We start from the raw sequence: 17,848 nt of genomic DNA, 5'->3' as shown, positions 1-17,848 counted from the left end.
GCCCCTCACCCGGTCAGATCTTGCGAATTACGGTGACGACCTTGCCGAGCACCGCTGCGTCGTTGCCCGGGATCGGGTCGTATGCAGGGTTGTGCGGCATCAACCACACCTGACCGCGGGTGCGCTTGAACGTCTTGACGGTGGCCTCGCCGTCGATCATGGCTGCCACGATGTCGCCGTTGTCGGCCACGCTCTGCTGGCGTACCACCACCCAGTCGCCGTCACAGATGGCGGCATCGACCATCGAGTCGCCGACGACCTTGAGCAGGAACAGTGAGCCCTCGCCGACCAATTCGCGGGGCAGCGGGAAGACGTCCTCGACGGCCTGTTCGGCCAGGATGGGGCCGCCTGCGGCGATACGCCCGAGCACCGGCACGAACGTCGGCTCGGGTAGTGCGTCGGAGCCGGCCACGTCGGTGGACACCAGTGCTGCGGCCGTCGGATCGTCGGCGGCGCGCACATCGACGGCGCGCGGGCGGTTGGGATCGCGGCGCAGGTAGCCCTTGCGTTCCAGGGTGCGCAACTGGTGGGCGACCGACGAGGTCGAGGTCAGTCCGACCGCATCGCCGATCTCGCGGATGCTGGGCGGGTAACCGCGAGTGGTCACCGACGCGCGGATCACGTCGAGAATGGTGCGTTGCCGGTCGGTGAGGCCGCCCTCGGCCCGGCGTGGGCCCGCGCCGTCCGATCCGGCCGGGCTTTCCGTGTTGCCGTCCCTGCTGCGGTCGTCGCTCATGGGGCCGAATGTAGTCCCTGATCGAACATTAATCAAACATGTGTTCGAGGCGTGTTGTGGGCGTGTCTGCTGGTGGAGCGCACAGGGTGGCAGTTCGGGGCCGTCCCCGCGGTCGGTGGCCGGAACTTGTCGGTGCCCTGTTCTATCGTTTGGCAACAGTTCGATCACATGTTCTATCAATCGAACACCTGAGCGAGTATGTTCGAACACAAGAGCGAAAGAGTCCACCGAAAGGCAGTCAGATGGCGATCATCGATATCCCCGCCGATAGCCGCTCCCGTGCTGTTCGGGCCGTGCCGCAGTCCTCACCGCAGCGGGCCCGTGCCAGGGGTGCCGCAGGTGCTGCGGGTACCAGGGGCAGCGCCACCTTCGGTACCGGTGTGGCCCGGCCGGTGCGCCGGGTGCAGCGGGTGCAGCGCCCGGGCCACGCCCGACCCGCCGCCGGCACGGTCCACTACCGCGGAACCGGTGTGCTGATGTCGCGGGCGTCGCACCGCAGTCGGCCCATCACTCCGCTGACCACGGTGTTACTGGCCCTGGTCGCCGCCGGTATCACGGTGTGGCTCGGCCTGGTGGCGCAACTCGGCGGGGTAATGGGGGCGGAGAACCCGCAGCCGGCCGAACTCGCGGTGGTCCAGGTGAAGTCGGGGGAGTCGCTGCAGCAAGTGGCACGCCGGGTCGCCCCGGATGCTCCGGTGGCCCGGGTCGTCGAGCAGATTCGTGACCTCAACCAACTCGACTCCGCCGCGGTCGACGCCGGGCAGACACTGCTCGCGCCGGTTGGCTGAGCAGCGCAATGTCCGCTGAATCGTCCTGGCAGGCAGCATCACTGGCCGGTGTCGGCGTGAGCACCTACATGCCACTGGACCCGGCGGTGAGTCTGCCTAGGGCATCGCGGGTACGCTCAAGGGCGCTCGAACTACTTGTCCGGCGGCATGACGAAGGAGCGGTAATGCATTGTCCGTTCTGTCGTCATCCTGATTCGCGTGTGGTCGATTCCCGCGAGACCGACGAGGGACAGGCCATCCGACGCCGGCGGTCGTGCCCGGAGTGTGGACGTCGGTTCACCACTGTGGAGACCGCGGTGCTGGCTGTGGTGAAGCGCAGCGGGGTGACCGAACCGTTCAGCCGGGAGAAGGTCATCCGCGGAGTGCGCCGGTCCTGTCAGGGCAGGCAGGTCGACGACGACGCGCTCAATGTCTTGGCGCAGAAGGTCGAGGACGCGGTCCGCGGCCTCGGCACGCCGGAGATCCCCAGCCATGAGGTCGGCCTGGCGATCCTCGGACCGCTCCGCGAACTGGACGAGGTCGCCTATCTGAGGTTCGCCTCGGTGTACCGGTCATTCTCCTCAGCCGAGGACTTCGAGCGCGAAATCGAGGCCCTGCGGGCGCATCGCGCCGAGGCGTAATTCATTCAGTCCAGTTGGGTTGTGCCGTCGTTGACGACGCGGCCGGCCAAACGGACCCAGCCTTCCGGACTCCAGCGGGTCTCGATCACCGAACCTTTCCCCTGGATGATCGTGAGGTCCCGGCTGAGATAGTCGGTCATCCGCACCGCCGCCGACCCCGTGGCCTCGTCTTCGGGAATCCCCAGGTGTGAGGCGAACGACCGGGATCGCAACGTGCCGCGCGCTTCGTCGCTCCAGGCCCACAGGTAGGCATCATCGAAATCGTCGGGGTCTGCGGCGAGCACCTCGTCGACCGTGGCCAGGTCGTAGATGGCGAATTCCGGGGCCCATTCCGAGCGGGCATTGACAATGGCGCGATCATCCTCGTACTCGACCGGAAGAATCCCGGCGGGCACCCGCAATGTGTTGACCGGCAAGCCCTTTTCGCGCAGCCACCACGATGCGCCGACCGTTGGGTGTCCTGCGAACGGCAGCTCGGCGACCGGGGTGAAGATGTGGGCACCGGCGGAGTTGGCGCCCGGCTGGGGAAGGTCGATGAATACCGTTTCGCTGTAACCCAATTCGGTGGCGATCCGCTGACGGTCGGCGGGGGCGACGGTGCTGTTGTCGACCACGCCGAGCGGATTGCCGTACTTGCCGTCCGGATCGGTGAATACGCGTAACACGGTGACGTCGATGGCCATGCCCCGATGCTACGTCGCATCTCAGGGCCGCATCTCGGGCTCTTCGCGGGACTGTCCGACCCGGCTGGGGGAGCGGGTCAGGTGGCGCTGCGCTCGTCGGCGTCCATTGCGTCGAGCACCGCGATCTGAGTGTCGAAGGGCCCGCTCATCGTCGCTTCTGTCCGCCCGCTGCGCAGCAGGCTGCGGAGCCGGTCCTGGTCGTACACCGACGGTTCGGTCGTGTCGATGAAGCGTTCGACCACCTCGACGAAGCGGTCGGGATCGTCGTGGAACGGAAAATGCCCGGATCCAGAGAAAATCTCCAACTGGGAACCGGGCATTGCGGCGTGTGCCATGTGGGCGTGGCTGACGGGGATGACCGAATCGCTTTGACCCCAGATCAACTGGACCGGAACCGATTCGGTCAGGTAACAGCGGTCCAGCATCGTCACCACCTGGCCGCGCCAGTCCACGACGGCGCGCAGGGTCCGGGCGAACGCCGACGATGCCGTCGGTTCCGGCAGATCCGCCAGGATGCGCAGCATGTCCGGGATGTCGTGGCCGAGACCGGTTGAGCCCAGTACCGTGCCCGCGGCCCGACCGGCCAGTTGTAGGGCCGGCAGCACCAGGGGCAATCGCAGGAGGGCCAGCGCCTCACTGCCCATCGGGAGGGAGGCCACCCGCAGCGCCACGTTGACATCCTTCGTGACGCCGCCGGAGCCCACGAGGATGAGCCGGTCCACCAACTGCGGGAACTGGTAGGCGAACTGCATCGCCACGCCACCGCCCAGTGAATGACCGACCACGGTCACCCGGTCGATGTCGAGCACGCTGAGTAGGTCGCGCATGCCGTTGGCGTACGCCGCGACCGAATAGTCCGCACGCGGCTTGTCGGAGCTGCCGTGGCCGAGCAGATCGGGGGCGATCACGGTGAACCGCTGGGCCAGCGCCGATTGCACGGTGTGCCAGGTGGTGGAGTTGTCGCCGATGCCGTGGATCAGCAGGATCGCCGGCCCGGATCCGGCCACGCGGAAGGCCCGTCGGTATCCGTGGATCGTGCGGTACTCGAGCGTCGGTGTGAGCTCGCGAACGGTCCGCAGATGGGGTTTGCGTTCGGTCATGCTGGTCAACCTCGCCCTCGGCCCGGCGTCGGGCTGTTATGAGTGGTTGTCGCCGTTCGGGAAGCCGTCGCCGAAGCCGTCCCGTCCGTCTTTGTACCTGTCGTCTTTGTGCTTGTCACCGGTCTGCTGGGCGAGGAACCGTTCGAACTCGGCTCCCAGCTCATCACCGCTGGGCAGTTCCTCGTCACGCGCCAGCAGAGACCGATTCTCCTGTGCGGCAACGAACGCATCGTACTGGCGCTCCAACCCGGTCACCACCTGAGCCACCTCTTCGCTGGCCTCTACCTGCTCGTTGATCTTGCTGTATACCTCGGCTCCGGCCTCGGAAAGTTTCTCCAACGGCAGTTGTAGCGAACCGGTCCGGGCCACCTCGGCCAGCAGCGCCTCGGCAGCCGGTGGGTAGGCCGTCTGGGCCAGGTAGTGCGGGACGTGCACGGTGTACCCCACCACCTCGTGCCCATGCTGGGCCATGCGGAACTCCAACAGGTTGGAAACGCTGGCCGGGACCTGGACTTCGCCGACCCACGGGGTGTGGTCGGCGATCAGCTCCTTGTCGTTCGCGTGCGCGGTGAGCATGACGGGGCGCGTGTGGGGCACCGCCATCGGGATGGTGCCGAGGCCGATCACCCGGCGGACCCCGAGCTGTTCGGCGAGCAGCCGCACCGCGGTGATGAACCGCTCCCACCGCAGGTCCGGCTCCAGGCCGGCCAGCAGCAGGAACGGCGTGCCCACGCCGTCGTGCAGCGCGTACAGGTTCAGCTCGGGTTCCTCGTAGCTGGTGAAGTGGTCGGTCTTGAATGTCATCAGCGGCCGGCGCGACCGGTAGTCGAGCAGCTCGTCGATGGCGAAGGAGGCCACCAGCTCGGTATCGAGCGTGTCCTTGAGATGCTCGGCGGCCAGGCGGATCGCGTGGCCGGCATCGGAGAACCCCTCCAGCGCATGGATCAGCACCGGGCCGCGTCCATCCGAAGACGACAACTGCGGGGCCGGGAACTCAAGCTCGTACATGCCGCTCTGGTCGGGCTGGTAGTGCTGATCGGGGGTGTCGCTGGTGTCGGTCATCTCGCTTCGTCTCCTCGCTGCGGTAGGACGCTGTGACGGCCCACCGCCGTATCTTCCAGTGTCCCGCATACCCGTACTGCGGGTTCGTTCCGCCCCGCATGTGCGTTCGAACGCGCCCGGCTGGTGGTCGCATTCCGGCAGTTCTCCGCGCGATCAGGCAAAATCGTGATGATGCGCGTGACCCGGATGGCGAAGTTCACAGTCGCGGCTGCCCTGACGGCGGCCGGGGCGGCGGCGTGCACCGTTCCGGGCCCCACCGCCGGTGGCGCGGCAGCCAACCTCACGACCGTCCCCCCGAGCAGCACGCCGGCTGCGGCCAGCGCGTTGTCGCAGGCCGGGGTCGAGTCGGTGACGCCGGATCGTCGGGTGGGGGCGCTTTTCCTGGGCGATACCACGACGCACACCTGTAGCGGGTCGGTGCTGGCCACCCCGACGGCGGACCTCATACTGACGGCCGCGCATTGCCTACTCGACGGTGTCGACACCACGTTCGTCCCAGGTTTCGGCGCGGGCGCCGGTGACGCCTGGCACGTGAGCAGCGTGTATCTGGACTCGCGCTGGCTCGCCAACCAGGATCCTCAGGCCGACTATGCGATCGTGCGGGTGACCGGGGATTCCACCGCCAGGCTGCTGGCCGAGTCCGGCGGCGGGCTGACCCTGGGGTCGGCGCCGGCGGCGGGAAGCCCGGTGACGGTGACCGGTTACCCGATGGGTGAGGGCGGCAGTCCGATGGCGTGCCGAGGCGCGACCGAGTCGTCACTGCAGGGATTCCCGGCCCTGGCCTGTGCGGGCGTGACCGATGGTTTCAGCGGTGCCCCGTGGGTTTCGGGATCGACGGTGACCGGGTTGGTCGGCGGACTCGACGGCGGCGGCTGCGACGACGACGTGTCCTACTCACCGCGCTTCGATGACCGGATCGCGCGTCTGCTCGTCCGCGCTGAGGCCGACGGCCCCGGCGACGCCGCGCCCGCGGCACTCGAATCGGACTGTCAGTAGCGGAACTGGTTGAGCGCGCGCAGTTTGTTCATCACGTCGAGCGCCGCGACCTTGTAGGCCTCCGAGAACGTCGGATAGTTGAACACCGCGTCGACGAGGTAATCGACGGTGCCGCCGCAACCCATCACGGCCTGTCCGATGTGGACCATCTCGGTGGCGTTGGTACCGAAGATGTGCACCCCCAGTAGCCGCAGATCCTCGGTGGACACGAGCAGTTTCAGCATCCCGTAGGAATCACCGGCGATCTGCCCGCGCGCCAGTTCGCGATACCGGGATACGCCGACCTCATACGGAATCGAATCCTTGGTCAGATCGACCTCGGTGGCCCCGACGAACGACACCTCAGGAATCGAGTAGATGCCGATCGGCTGCAGGCTCATCATGGCCTTGGTGGGTTCGCCGAAGGCGTGGTAGGCGGCCAACCGTCCCTGCTCCATGGACGTCGCGGCCAGCGCCGGGAATCCGATGACGTCGCCGACCGCGTAGATGTGGTCCACCTTGGTGGTGAAGTTGTCGTCGACGTAGATGCGGCCGCGGGAGTCTGCCTCCAGGCCGGCGTTCGCCAGATCGAGGTGATCGGTCTGGCCCTGGCGTCCGGCCGAGTACATCACGGTCTCGGCGGGGATCTGCTTGCCACTGGCCAGGGTGGTCACCGTGCCCGAAGTGCCGATGTCGACGGCGGTCACCTCTTCGCCGAACCGGAACGTCACCGCGAGGTCGCGGAGGTGGAAGCGCAGCGACTCGATGATCTCGGGATCGCAGAACTCCAGCATGTCGGCGCGTTTCTCCACCACGGTGACCTTGGTGCCCAGCGCGGCGAACATCGAGGCGTACTCGATGCCGATGACCCCGGCGCCGACCACCACCATCGAGGTGGGCAGGGTCGCGAGATTGAGGATGCCGTCGGAATCGAGCACGCGTGCCTCGTCGAACGTGACCCCGGCCGGCCTGGCCGGTTTGGTCCCGGTGGCGATCACGATGAAACGGCCACGGACAGTGACCAATTCAGCGCGGGTGGGATCCTCGACGAGGATCGTGTGCTCGTCGGAGAATCGGCCGTGCCCGGTGTACAGCTCGATGCGGTTGCGCATCAGCTGGGACCGTACGACGTCGATCTCCTTGCCGATGACGTGCTGGGTGCGTGACAGCAGATCGGCGGGGGTGATCTTCTCCTTGACGCGGTAGCTCGCGCCGTAGAGTTCGCGCTGACTCATGCCGGTCAGGTAGACGACGGCCTCACGCAACGTCTTGGACGGAATGGTGCCGGTGTTGACGCAGACTCCGCCGAGCATCATGCCCCGCTCGATCACCGCAACGGTCTTGCCGAGTTTCGCTGCGGCGATTGCGGCGCGTTGGCCCCCGGGACCCGAACCGATGACGACGAGGTCATACTCCTGCATCGAACCCATGGGTCAACTGTCTACGCGGGGTGGCCGAACCGGCGCATGTGGCTGCCGCCGAATACCGAGTGAACAAACGGGTTATCCACAGCGCAGCGTCCATCCCCAACCGGGCGTGGGCGCCCGGTTCGTGCGGCGGCCCGTGACGGCGCTGGTTGGCACGGTCGGGCCATGACTACACCATCGTCTTCTTCGCCCGGGTTCGACTTCCACCTCAACCGCCCCGGTGCGCTGATCGCCGCGCTGCCCGCGGTGCTCGGCTTCGTCCCGCACCGCAGCCTCGTGCTCGTCACCATCGACCGGGGCGAGTTGGGCTGCGTCATGCGCGCCGATCTGGCCGACGACATGTCCGGCCGCGTGGCACACCTGGTCGACCTCGCGGCGAACGCCGGCGCGGACGCCGTGATCGCTGTGGTCGTGGACGACCACAGCCGGGACTGCCTGGCGTGCGATGACCGCTACCGCGACCTCGCGGCGGAGCTGGACGAGGCGCTGGGTGCGGACGGCATCGAGCTCTACGCCGCGCATGTGGTGGACAAGGTGGCTGCCGGGGGGTTCTGGCACTGCGCCGACGGTTGTGGCGCAGAGGGATACGTGGACGACCCGGGCGCGTCACCACTGGCGGCAGCCGCGGTGCTCGACGGTCGGCGTCTCTACGGCAGCCGTGACGAGCTACTTCGGGTGATCCGGCCGGACCCCGTGGCCGCCGCGTCGATGAAACGGCCATTGGAGCTCGCGGCGCAGCGGCCGGGACGCCCGGACGCCCGGCCCGACGACGAGGTGCGTGGGGACGTCGAGGCCGCGATGCGGGCAGCGGTGCAGTTGGCCGAGGGCGACGCGCCCGGCAGCACCGAGTTGGCGCGGTTGGCCGTCGGGTTGGCCGATCCGAGGGTCCGCGACACGCTCTATGCGCTGGCGGTCGGGGAGTGCGCGGAGCAGGCCGAAGCGTTGTGGGCGCTGTTGGCCCGCAATCTGCCCGATCCCTGGCGCGCCGAAGCGCTTGTTCTGCTGGCCTTCTCGGCGTATGCGCGGGGGGACGGGCCGCTGGCCGGGGCATCGCTCGATGCCGCGCTGGACGCACGGCCGACGCACCGGATGGCGGGCATGCTCGATACCGCGCTACAAGCGGGCATGCGGCCGGAGCGCATCCGGGAGCTGGCGGTCACCGGTTATCGGCTGGCCGAACAGCTCGGCGTGCAACTGCCGCGGCGGCGGACGTGGCGCCGCAGGGCCGGTTGAGTGGCTAGACCTTCTCCACGCGGACCGCGTGGGCCATGTGATGGGGCAACTCGACCTGCTCGTGCCCCGGGATCACGATCATCACGCCGCCGTGATCGTTGGCCTCGACGGTGACCCTCGCATTCGGCACCACGCCGGCATCCTTGAGTCGACCGATGAGTTCGGTGTCGCCCTGAACATGTTCGGTGAGTTGGCGGACCACCACGGCAACCGGCAACCCGACCGGAAGTTCGGTGAGCCGGACCAGGCTGACATCGTCGTAGCCCGTCGCGCCGACACCGAGGTCGGACAGCCCCGGGATGGGGTTGCCGAACGGCGAGGTCGTGGGGTTGTCGAGCACCTGCACCAGGCGCCGCTCCACGTCTTCGCTCATCACGTGCTCCCAGCGGCAGGCTTCGGCGTGGACGTCCTCCCACGGCAGCCCGATCACGTCGACGAGCAGCCTTTCGGCCAAACGGTGCTTGCGCATCACGGCAACCGCCAGAGCGCGGCCCTTGTCGGTCAGCTCCAGGTGGCGGTCGCCGGCGACGTGCAGCAAACCGTCGCGTTCCATGCGTGACACCGTCTGGCTTACCGTCGGTCCGCTTTGGTCGAGCCGTTCGGCGATGCGGGCGCGCAACGGCACCACGCCCTCTTCCTCGAGGTCGTAGATCGTCCGCAGGTACATCTCGGTGGTGTCGACCAGATCGTTCATGCGCGCCTTCCCAGCCCAAACGTCACGGCTCAGTCTACCGTTTCCGGCTCTTGAACTGCGGCGCAACATCGGGGCGTCGGGCACCTCACAGCGTGGGGCAAAACCCCAGGACATGGGCCCGGAACCGCCCGGCGAGGCCCGAAACAGCCCAGATGTGCGACGTGCCCCGCCGGAAACCGACGGGGCACATCTGGCGGAGGGACTAGCTGGCGTAGGAGCGGAGTCGGTCCGCACGCTCGCCGTTGCGGAGCTTGGCCATGACCTCACGCTCGATCTGGCGGACCCGCTCGCGGGAGAGACCGAACAGCTTGCCGATCTGATCCAGGGTGCGGGGCTGGCCGTCGTCGAGGCCGAACCGCAGCCGGATCACCTGCTGCTCACGCTCGTCGAGCGTGGCCAGCACGTGGCGGATATCGGTGTGCAGCAGTTCGGAGATGACCGCGTTCTCGGCCGACATCGCCTCGGAGTCCTCGATGAAGTCGCCCAGCGGGGCTTCCTCGTCGGTGCCGACGGGCATGTCCAGGCTCACCGGGTCGCGGCTGTGCTCCAGCAGGTCGTTGATCTTCTCGACGGGGATACCGGACTCTTCGGCCAGTTCCTCGTCGGTGGCCTCGCGGCCCAGGTTCTGGTGCATCTCGCGCTTGATCCGGGCCAGTTTGTTGACCTGCTCGACCAGGTGGACCGGGAGCCGGATGGTGCGGCTCTGGTCCGCCATCCCGCGGGTGATGGCCTGCCGGATCCACCAGGTGGCATACGTGGAGAACTTGAAGCCCTTGGTGTAGTCGAACTTCTCCATCGCGCGGATCAGGCCCAGGTTCCCTTCCTGGATCAGATCCAGCAGCGGCATGCCGCGACCGGTGTAGCGCTTGGCCAGCGACACCACCAGGCGGAGGTTGGCCTCCAGCAGGTGCCGCCGTGCTGCCTCACCGTCACGGACGACGGTGGCCAGATCACGCTTCCGGTTCTCGCCCAGGCGCTTCTTGGTGTTCAGCACGTGCTGGGCGTACAAGCCCGCCTCGATGCGCTTTGCGAGTTCTACCTCATCGGCGGCGTTGAGCAACGCCGTTTTGCCAATGCCGTTCAGATACACGCGCACGAGGTCGGCGGCAGGGCTCTGGGCATCCAGATCACTGTCGACGCGGCTTGTGGTGGCATTTGCCATGACGGCCTCCTGATCAGCTCGAACTGTCATGATCTACAACGTCGTAGACCCCATGAGAGTTCCCGCCGACCGTCGGATTCATGCCCGTTGAGCTGCGGTTTTTCCGAACCGACCTGAGAATGTCCTGAGAATGGCTAAAGAAGCCGCTCAGCTGGGCTCATCGCCGTCGGTCCGCGCTGCGTCCGGTTGCGGTGGCGTAAACGGGTCCTTCTGTAACGCCGGCCGCTCTGCGGTGGGGAACAGTGGGATCCGCTCGCCGCGCCCGGCATACCGCCGCGGCTCCTCGGCGCTACGCGGGGGTCGGTCGTTGGCGATCAGCACGGCCATCCAGGGCAGCGGTATCGACGCCACGATGATCGCGAGCGAGATGAGCCCGTTCTGCCAGATGTTGTAGGCGACCGCGGCGAGGATGAGCGCCGGGATGCGGAAGGCCATCAGCGTCAGATACTTGCGGACGCGTTGGCGGTGCTGCACTTCGTAGGCAGGTGCGGCTTTGGTGATGAGAACCGGGCGGGCTTCCTTGCCGAAATCGTCGCCGAAATCGTCGTCGAAACTCAGCTCGTGGCTTTGTTTCATACCTCTACTGTTCCACACCCGGACCGGGTCGTGGCATGCGGATTTCCCAATGCCCCGCAGCCAGGCACAATAAAACTATGCAGACCCAGACCATCGAGCGCCCGGACACCGACGAACGCGTCGACGACGGGACCGACGACGACAGCCCCAAGTTCTTCCATTACGTCAAGAAAAACAAGATCGCCGAAAGTGCGGTCATGGGCACGCATGTGGTCGCGCTGTGCGGCGAGGTGTTCCCGGTGACCAAGTCGGCCAAGCCGGGCTCTCCGGTGTGCCCGGATTGCAAGAAGATCTACGAATCGCTCAAGAAGTAGGCGGCGGCGGTTCAGCCGGCTCGGGCGCGGGCGTTCCTGCCGGCGCCTGGGTCTCGCCATTGTTGGAGCCGTTGAGGGCTTTTTCCTCCAGCCATTCCCGCAGCCTCCTGGCGTGCGTGTCCGACGCCGGCCACTCCTCTTGGATCGCCGCATTCAGTTCGGCGCCGAGCATGATGGCGAAACCCAGGAAGAATGCGAACAGCAGGAACGCGATCGGCGTGGCCAGTGCACCGTAGGTGTAGCCGGTGCTCGTGATCCAGGTCAGGTAGATCCGCAGCCCGAACGTGGCGACCAGGAACACCACCGTGGCCAGTACCGCGCCCAGCACCAGGCGGTGCGTCGGGATCGGAGCGGGCAACGAGACCCGGTACAGCACAGTCACCCCCACGAACACCGCGAGGAACAGCGCCGGGTAGTAGCCGTAGCGCAGCGCGTTGTCCAGACTGTCCGGAATGTGCTCGGAGACCGCCCGCGGCCCGAGCGCCAGCAGCGGCGCTATCCCGATGGCAGAGACGAGCATGACTACGTACAGGCCCAACGCGTAGAAGCGTTGCCGCACCGGATGCCGCAGCGGTGTCTGATCGTGGGCCTCCACGATGGAGTCCACGAACGCAGACACCGCCGACGACCCGGCCCACAGCGAGATCACGAAACCCACCGACACCACCTCGCCGCGGGCGCCCCGGACGATGTCGCGGATCGTCGGTTCGATGATCTCGTTGACGACGTTGGGGGAGAAGAAGCTGTTCGCCGCGTTGATCAGCTGATCCTGAATTGTCGGCAGGGTGTCCGGCCCGAACAATGGTGCGATATAGGCCAGGCTGCCGAGCATCCCCAGTAGCAGGGGAGGCAGTGACAACGCGCACCAGAACGCCGCCTGTGCCGATTCCGAGAAGATGGAATCGTCCCAGCTCTTCGACAACGTGCGTCGAGTGAGGTGCCAGATGTGGTGGCGTGATGGTGGTACTGGAAGCGGCTGGCCAGTCATGACCAGTCAAGCATTACTGACGAAACGTGCTCCTGCCCAGGCGGGTGGTGCCGGCTGTTGGCGGTCAGGCGTCTGCCGCGCTGGTCTCCAGCACTGCGGCCAGCTCAACCAGCTTTGCTTCGTGTTCGTTCGCGTGGTGCTGGCAGAAGAGCAACTCGGCCCCCGAGGGCAGCTTCGCGCGCACGCGTGCGGCCGCACCGCAACGATCGCAGCGATCGGCTCTGGTTAGCTCCGGGCTTGTCAGAGTTGCGTTCATGGCTCCTCCGTCTTCTGCTCTGCGCATCTCGGCAAAGGCGCCTCGATTGCGTATGTCTACTCTGTCAGACGTTTTGGATTCCGGCCTTGTTCCCCAAGGGTTCACCGGTGTGTCGTGTCTCACTTGGCCCCCGTGTTGCTGGCCCGGCAAGCTGACGATATGCATCCATCCCCGCGTGTCCTGGTTCACTTGTGCAGTGTCGAGGATTGGCTGACGGCCCAGCGTAGCGGTGAGCACCGTCCGGACTCGCTGGGCCTGCAGGGCTTCGTTCACCTGTCGGCGCCTGAGCAGGTGCATCTGCCGGCCAACCGGCTCTACTCCGGACGGCGCGACCTGGTGCTGCTGCACATCGATCCGGCGAAGTTGACCGACCCGGTGCGCTGGGAACCCGGAGTTTCGACGGACCCCGACGCGATGTTGTTCCCGCATCTGTACGGTCCGCTGCCCGTGGACGCTGTGATGACCACCACGACCTATGCGCCCGACGGCGACGGGCGGTTCGCGCCGCTGACCGACGACACGCCGTCGGCGTAGAGCGCAGCTCGGCACCTCATACGCCACGTGACATGCTCGTCGGGTGTCTGTCGCCGCCCAGAACCGGCAGGGCGCGGCCACCCGGCTGCGCCTGGTGAAGGCTGCCGAACGGCTGTTCGCCGCCCAGGGGGTGGACGCCGTGTCGGTGCGGGCGGTCAACGCGGCCGCGGGACTCGGCGCGGCCTCGGTGCACTATCACTTCGGCTCCAAGGACGACCTGCTGCGCGCGGTGCTCACCGACATCGGCGCGCCGGTACGCGACGAGATCGCGGCCAACGTGGCGGCACTGGCGGCCGAGCCGAGCGCGCCGGCTACTGACGCCCTTGTCCGCGCGGTCACCGAGCCGTATCTGAAACTGTTGCTCCGCCACCGGGTCCGGGGGATGCGGTGGATCAAGATCATCGCTCAGATCTCACAGGAGAACCATCCGGTGATGCTCGAAACCGAGCAGCACCTGCCCGACGAACTCTTCGCTCAGGTTCAGCGGGCGTTCCCCGATTCGGACCCGTCGCGCCTGGAGTTGCGCTGGGCCATCTCGATCATGAACTTCATCCAGGCGCTGAGTCGGGCCGACGGATGGCGCCGTAACGGGAACCGTCTGGACGAGACCGAACTGCGGGACTTCTACGAAGACCTGGTGCGGTTCGTCGTCGGCGGGGTCGATCGGCTGCTCGGAACCTGACCCATCAGTGCGGTACCGGCGGGCCTTCGCGGGCCCAAATTTCTGGATCATTTGATCCAATCAGTCGATCCAGATAACGTGCCCGGCATGTGGAATTCGAGTTCGATCAAGTTCGGGGCATTCCTTGCGCCCTATCACCCACTCAACGCCGACCCGGCCCTGCAGCTGCGCCGCGACATCGACCTGATGGAGCATCTCGACCACCTCGGTTTCGACGAGGCCTGGATGGGTGAGCATCACTCGACCGGATCTGAAATCGTCCCTGCACCAGATGTTTTCATCGCGGCAGCCGCCGAGCGCACCGAGCGCCTCCGGTTCGGGACGGGCGTGATGTCGCTGCCGTACCACCACCCGCTGGTCACCGCGGACCGCATCACCCAGCTCGATCTGCAGACCCGTGGCCGGCTGATCGTCGGCACCGGGCCGGGCAAGATCCCGCTGGACGCACACATGATGGGGATCAACCCGATCGACCAGCGCCGCATGCAGGGCGAGGCACTGGAGGCGGTGCTGCGACTGCTGCGCGGTGAGGTCGTCAACATGGAGACCGACTGGTTCACCCTGCGCGACGCGCGAGCCCAGCTGCCGACCTACGATCCGGCCGGCATCGAGGTGGCGACCGCCTCGACCATCTCGCCGAACGGATCGGTGCTCGCCGGCACGCACGGATTGTCCCTGCTGTCACTGGCCGCCAGCTCACCCAGCGGGTTCGACGTACTCGACCGCAACTGGGGTGTATACGAGAAGGTTTCGGCCGAGAACGGGTATCAGGCAGACCGCTCCACCTGGCGCCTGGTCAATCCGATGTTCATCGCCGAGACCCGGGCCGAAGCCGAGCGGGCCGTCAGCCGCCGGATCCATGCCATCGCCGAGTACGTCAACCGGCAACAGGGCATCAATCCCGATTGGGCGCAGACGCCCGAGGGCATCATCAACCAGTGGCGCGCCGACAATCTGGGCGAGTTCGGTCAGGTCATCATCGGTACCCCGGAGGATGCGATCGCTCAGATCGAGCGCCTCATCGACAAGACCGGCGGGTTCGGCACCCTTCTGATCATGCATGTGGACATGGCGAGTTGGGAGGACACCAAGCGCAGTTACGAGCTGTTCGCGTCAGAGGTCGTGCCGCACTTCAAGAACCGCAACGCCGGCAGACAGGCCAGCATGCAGTTCGCCGAGGACAACAGCGAATACCTGCTGGGCGGCCTGATCGGCGCAATCACCAAGGCGCACACCGACTATTACGGCCAGCCTGCCGAGCAGCTCGCCGGGCAGGGGGCGTAATGCGCGCCGCGGAGTACTTCGACGGTCAGTTCACCGTCACCGATGTCACCGAACCGCCCGCCACCGGGTCCGGGCAACTGCGCATCAAGGTGGCCGCGTGCGGCATCTGCGGCAGTGACCTGAGCATGTCCAAGGATCCGTGCCGGTTTGTCGAGGTGGCCGCCGGTGCGGGCTATCCGTTCGCGGTGTTCGACGCCACCCGTCCGGTGGTTCTCGGTCACGAGTGGTCCGGCACCGTCGTCGAAACCGGCCCGGGCGTCGAGGATTTCACCGAGGGGGACCGGGTGACCGGGCTCGGCATCACCACCGAGCAGGGCAGCGGGATGCCGACGATCATCGGCTACTCGAACCGATACCACGGGGCCTTCGGCGAATTCATCGTCGTCGACGCCTTCTGGGTCCGGCACGTGCCCGACGGCCTGTCGCTGGAGCACGCCGCTCTGGCCGAGCCGCTGCATGTCGGCGAGATGCACATGCAGCAGTCGGGTCTGACGCCCGCGGACACCGCTCTGGTGATCGGATGCGGATCGATCGGTCTGGGCACGATCCTGGCCGCCAAGGCGGCCGGCGCGCACACCGTCATCGCGTCGGAGCCGTCACCCAAGCGCCGCGAGCTCGCCGCGAAGATGGGTGCCGACATCGTCGTCGACCCCGGCGAGCGGGATCCGATCGCGCTGTACAACGAGCTGCTGGGCAGCGGCAAGACCGGTGGCGGTCTCCTGATCGCGTACGAGTGCAGCGGGCGCGTCGGCACCCTGAACACGCTGACCCACACGCTGCCGTGGGGTTCGCGCATCCAGGTGGTGGCCTCGCCGTTCGCCGAGGAGACCATCATCCCGGTGGTCGCGCAGATGCGGCAGATCGCCATCAATTTCGGTCACGGCCCCTACGACCAGGCCTACGAGAAGGTGCTGGCACGGCTGGCCGCAGGTGAGATCGATGCCGAGGCGATCATCACGGGGCGGGTCGGCCTCGACGGACTGGGCGGCGCGTTCGAGTCGCTGCGTGACCCCGAGGCGCACGTCAAGATCCTGGTGCTGCCGGGGAAGTGAGATGCGGCGACCCGGTCAGCCGCGGTGTCCGGGGGACACTTTCGGCTGCCGGGTATGCCGGTCGGCGAGGGGCGACTCTCAGTTGGTGTGGACCGGGGTGACGGGGATCCGGCCCGCGCTGGCGCCACCGTCGACGGTCAGATCCGCGCCGGTGATGTACGACGACGCATCCGAGGCCAGGAAGGCGACGACCTCGGCGACCTCCTCGGGCGTGCCCACGCGGGTCAGCGGCGCACCGGGATGGCCGCCCGGCCCGCGTTCCACCTCGAGATGAGCGATCATCGGGGTGTCGATCATGCCGGGATAGACGGTGTTGACCCGAATACCCAACGGGCCCAGCTCGATTGCCGCGACCTTCGACATCCCGCGCAGGCCCCACTTGGAGGCACCGTAGGCGGTGTAGCCGGCCAGCCCCTGCACACCCGCCTGCGACGAGATGTTCACGATCGAACCGCCGCCCGCGGCCTGCATCGGCTCGGTGACGGCCTGCATGCCGAGGAAGGCGCCGATGAGATTGACCCGCAGCATCTGCTCGAACCCGGCGGTGTCCTGCTCGGCCAGCGGCACCACTTTGCAGATGGCGGCGTTGTTGACCAGAACGTCGACGCGGCCGAATTCGCGCACAGCGGTGTCGACCGCTGTGCGCCAGTCAGTTTCGTTGCCGACATCGTGGCGGACGAAGCGGGCGGCGGCGCCGATGGACTCGGCGACCTGCTGACCGTCGGCGACGAGGAGATCGGTCAGCACCACCTTGGCGCCCAGCGCGGCGAACAGCCGCGCCTCGGCCTCGCCCTGCCCGCGGGCGGCGCCGGTGACGATCGCGACCTTGCCGGTCAGGTCCACGCCGGGCATCAGTCGTTGTCCTGGTCGATGCCGGTCAGCATGAGTTCGGAGACGCGGCGGGGGAATTCGGTGAACTTTGCCATCGGGACGATATTGCGCGGCAGGACGACGTGGCGACGGTTGTTTTCGATGGCATCGGCGATCGCCGCGGAAACCACCTCCGGGTCCAACTGGTCGCGCGGAATCATCCGCCACCGGATCGACCGCTCGATGGTGCGCCGCGCCGGACCGAATGCGCGGATGTGGTCGATCATGTCGGTCTTGACCTCGCCGACCTGGACCAGCGTGGTGCCGACCGGTTTGCCCCGCAGCTCGCCGCGGATGCCCGCGGTGAAGTGGCTCAGCCCGGCCTTCGACGTGCCGTACAGGGTCAGTCCCGGCCCCTGCGAAATCGCACCCATCGACGAGACGTTGACGATGTGGCCCCGCCCGCGCTGGACCATGCGGGGTATCGCCTGGCGGCAGATGTCCATCGGCGCAGCCAGATTGACCTGAAGCAGGTTACGGATCTGCTCGGGACTGACCTGATGGAACCGGCCGACGTGGTCGATACCGGCGTTGTTGATCACGATGTCCACCGGCCCGTCGGCCTCGACCCGGTCCAGCAGTCCCTCCACGGCCGCCGGGTCACCCAGGTCGGTGGGGTAGGCCTTGCCGCCGATCTCCTTGACGAGCAGGTTGAGCGCTTCGGCGTCACGGGCCACCACGGCGACGTCGACACCGCGCGCGGCCAGCACCTCGGCGATGCTCTTGCCCAGGCCGCGGCTCGCGCCGGTGACCAGAGCGCGGGAGTTCCTCAGCTTCATGGGTTGCCTTTCAGTGGTTTTCAGGTGTGGTCT

The 17,848-nt window shown here is 67.1% G+C and carries 21 protein-coding genes; 9 read left to right on the top strand and 12 right to left on the bottom strand.

Going from position 1 to position 17,848, the window contains the following annotated elements:
- Positions 1 to 13: 13 nt before the first annotated feature.
- Positions 14 to 736, bottom strand: coding sequence for a transcriptional repressor LexA (lexA, locus tag AC4ELH_RS10820; RefSeq protein WP_064884422.1), 723 nt, complete (start codon positions 734 to 736; stop codon positions 14 to 16).
- Positions 737 to 978: 242 nt separating this feature from the next.
- On the opposite strand from lexA, the gene AC4ELH_RS10815 reads away from it, so the two are divergent.
- The gene (locus tag AC4ELH_RS10815; protein ID WP_110777467.1) at positions 979 to 1,524 is read left to right on the top strand and encodes a LysM peptidoglycan-binding domain-containing protein; all 546 of its coding nucleotides are present in this window, start codon (positions 979 to 981) and stop codon (positions 1,522 to 1,524) included.
- A gap of 164 nt (positions 1,525 to 1,688) precedes the next feature.
- Positions 1,689 to 2,144, top strand: coding sequence for a transcriptional regulator NrdR (gene nrdR / locus AC4ELH_RS10810; protein WP_019348288.1), 456 nt, complete (start codon positions 1,689 to 1,691; stop codon positions 2,142 to 2,144).
- Between the two features lie 5 nt (positions 2,145 to 2,149).
- Here the strand turns inward: nrdR and AC4ELH_RS10805 are convergent, their stop codons facing one another.
- The 3 genes from AC4ELH_RS10805 to AC4ELH_RS10795 form a co-directional block, all read right to left on the bottom strand.
- Positions 2,150 to 2,827: a PhzF family phenazine biosynthesis protein gene (locus tag AC4ELH_RS10805; RefSeq protein ID WP_064960211.1), complete on the bottom strand. Its 678-nt coding sequence runs from the start codon at positions 2,825 to 2,827 to the stop codon at positions 2,150 to 2,152.
- 77 nt (positions 2,828 to 2,904) lie between these two features.
- Complete coding sequence (locus tag AC4ELH_RS10800; RefSeq protein WP_064884426.1) at positions 2,905 to 3,927, bottom strand: alpha/beta fold hydrolase; 1,023 nt, start codon at positions 3,925 to 3,927, stop codon at positions 2,905 to 2,907.
- Positions 3,928 to 3,963: 36 nt separating this feature from the next.
- Positions 3,964 to 4,989: a proteasome assembly chaperone family protein gene (locus AC4ELH_RS10795; RefSeq protein WP_064935798.1), complete on the bottom strand. Its 1,026-nt coding sequence runs from the start codon at positions 4,987 to 4,989 to the stop codon at positions 3,964 to 3,966.
- Positions 4,990 to 5,160: 171 nt separating this feature from the next.
- Here AC4ELH_RS10795 and AC4ELH_RS10790 point away from each other — a divergent pair, with 171 nt between their 5' ends.
- Positions 5,161 to 5,985 (top strand): trypsin-like serine peptidase, encoded by an 825-nt coding sequence (locus tag AC4ELH_RS10790; protein WP_448448541.1) that lies wholly within the window; start codon positions 5,161 to 5,163, stop codon positions 5,983 to 5,985.
- Here AC4ELH_RS10790 and sthA read toward each other — a convergent pair.
- Complete coding sequence (gene sthA, locus AC4ELH_RS10785) at positions 5,979 to 7,385, bottom strand: Si-specific NAD(P)(+) transhydrogenase (protein WP_498884467.1); 1,407 nt, start codon at positions 7,383 to 7,385, stop codon at positions 5,979 to 5,981. The genes AC4ELH_RS10790 and sthA overlap by 7 nt on opposite strands.
- A gap of 171 nt (positions 7,386 to 7,556) precedes the next feature.
- On the opposite strand from sthA, the gene AC4ELH_RS10780 reads away from it, so the two are divergent.
- The gene (locus tag AC4ELH_RS10780; protein WP_448448540.1) at positions 7,557 to 8,624 is read left to right on the top strand and encodes a DUF4192 domain-containing protein; all 1,068 of its coding nucleotides are present in this window, start codon (positions 7,557 to 7,559) and stop codon (positions 8,622 to 8,624) included.
- Positions 8,625 to 8,628: 4 nt separating this feature from the next.
- On the opposite strand, the gene AC4ELH_RS10775 is transcribed toward AC4ELH_RS10780, so the two are convergent.
- The 3 genes from AC4ELH_RS10775 to AC4ELH_RS10765 all read right to left on the bottom strand — a co-directional run bounded on the left by AC4ELH_RS10775 (position 8,629) and on the right by AC4ELH_RS10765 (position 11,056).
- Positions 8,629 to 9,318: an iron-dependent transcriptional repressor DtxR gene (locus tag AC4ELH_RS10775; RefSeq protein ID WP_019348280.1), complete on the bottom strand. Its 690-nt coding sequence runs from the start codon at positions 9,316 to 9,318 to the stop codon at positions 8,629 to 8,631.
- 202 nt (positions 9,319 to 9,520) lie between these two features.
- On the bottom strand, positions 9,521 to 10,510 hold the full coding sequence (locus AC4ELH_RS10770) for a sigma-70 family RNA polymerase sigma factor (RefSeq protein ID WP_264010495.1): 990 nt from the start codon (positions 10,508 to 10,510) through the stop codon (positions 9,521 to 9,523).
- A 117-nt stretch (positions 10,511 to 10,627) separates the two neighbouring features.
- Positions 10,628 to 11,056 (bottom strand): DUF3099 domain-containing protein, encoded by a 429-nt coding sequence (locus AC4ELH_RS10765; protein ID WP_064960214.1) that lies wholly within the window; start codon positions 11,054 to 11,056, stop codon positions 10,628 to 10,630.
- Between the two features lie 77 nt (positions 11,057 to 11,133).
- On the opposite strand from AC4ELH_RS10765, the gene AC4ELH_RS10760 reads away from it, so the two are divergent.
- Positions 11,134 to 11,370 (top strand): DUF3039 domain-containing protein, encoded by a 237-nt coding sequence (locus AC4ELH_RS10760; RefSeq protein WP_055113262.1) that lies wholly within the window; start codon positions 11,134 to 11,136, stop codon positions 11,368 to 11,370.
- Here AC4ELH_RS10760 and AC4ELH_RS10755 read toward each other — a convergent pair.
- Positions 11,360 to 12,358 carry a YihY/virulence factor BrkB family protein gene (locus tag AC4ELH_RS10755; protein ID WP_064960215.1) on the bottom strand — a complete coding sequence of 333 codons (999 nt, stop codon included), beginning with the start codon at positions 12,356 to 12,358 and terminating at the stop codon, positions 11,360 to 11,362. The two genes, AC4ELH_RS10760 and AC4ELH_RS10755, sit on opposite strands and share 11 nt — an antisense overlap.
- Positions 12,359 to 12,422: 64 nt before the next feature.
- Complete coding sequence (locus AC4ELH_RS10750; protein WP_055113266.1) at positions 12,423 to 12,614, bottom strand: DUF7455 domain-containing protein; 192 nt, start codon at positions 12,612 to 12,614, stop codon at positions 12,423 to 12,425.
- 159 nt (positions 12,615 to 12,773) lie between these two features.
- On the opposite strand from AC4ELH_RS10750, the gene AC4ELH_RS10745 reads away from it, so the two are divergent.
- From AC4ELH_RS10745 to AC4ELH_RS10730, 4 genes are all read left to right on the top strand, one after another.
- A complete protein-coding gene (locus AC4ELH_RS10745; RefSeq protein ID WP_448448539.1) occupies positions 12,774 to 13,148 on the top strand; it encodes a DUF952 domain-containing protein in 375 nt (124 codons plus the stop codon).
- A gap of 43 nt (positions 13,149 to 13,191) precedes the next feature.
- A complete protein-coding gene (locus tag AC4ELH_RS10740; protein ID WP_064884438.1) occupies positions 13,192 to 13,830 on the top strand; it encodes a TetR/AcrR family transcriptional regulator in 639 nt (212 codons plus the stop codon).
- An 87-nt stretch (positions 13,831 to 13,917) separates the two neighbouring features.
- Entirely contained in the window at positions 13,918 to 15,114 is a 1,197-nt protein-coding gene (locus AC4ELH_RS10735; protein ID WP_448448538.1) for an LLM class flavin-dependent oxidoreductase, read from the top strand.
- The gene (locus AC4ELH_RS10730) at positions 15,114 to 16,166 is read left to right on the top strand and encodes an alcohol dehydrogenase catalytic domain-containing protein (protein ID WP_448448537.1); all 1,053 of its coding nucleotides are present in this window, start codon (positions 15,114 to 15,116) and stop codon (positions 16,164 to 16,166) included. The genes AC4ELH_RS10735 and AC4ELH_RS10730 overlap by 1 nt, the downstream gene beginning before the upstream one ends.
- A gap of 78 nt (positions 16,167 to 16,244) precedes the next feature.
- Here AC4ELH_RS10730 and AC4ELH_RS10725 read toward each other — a convergent pair whose 3' ends face one another.
- Together AC4ELH_RS10725 and AC4ELH_RS10720 are read right to left on the bottom strand one after the other, a co-directional pair.
- Entirely contained in the window at positions 16,245 to 17,018 is a 774-nt protein-coding gene (locus tag AC4ELH_RS10725) for a glucose 1-dehydrogenase (RefSeq protein WP_064960219.1), read from the bottom strand.
- Positions 17,018 to 17,815, bottom strand: a complete 798-nt coding sequence (locus tag AC4ELH_RS10720) for an SDR family NAD(P)-dependent oxidoreductase (RefSeq protein WP_498884428.1) — start codon at positions 17,813 to 17,815, stop codon at positions 17,018 to 17,020. The genes AC4ELH_RS10725 and AC4ELH_RS10720 overlap by 1 nt, the downstream gene beginning before the upstream one ends.
- Positions 17,816 to 17,848 lie beyond the last annotated feature (33 nt).

Source organism: Mycobacterium shunyiense, from assembly GCF_058270075.1.
This window is presented reverse-complemented; position numbering and strand designations above follow the sequence as displayed.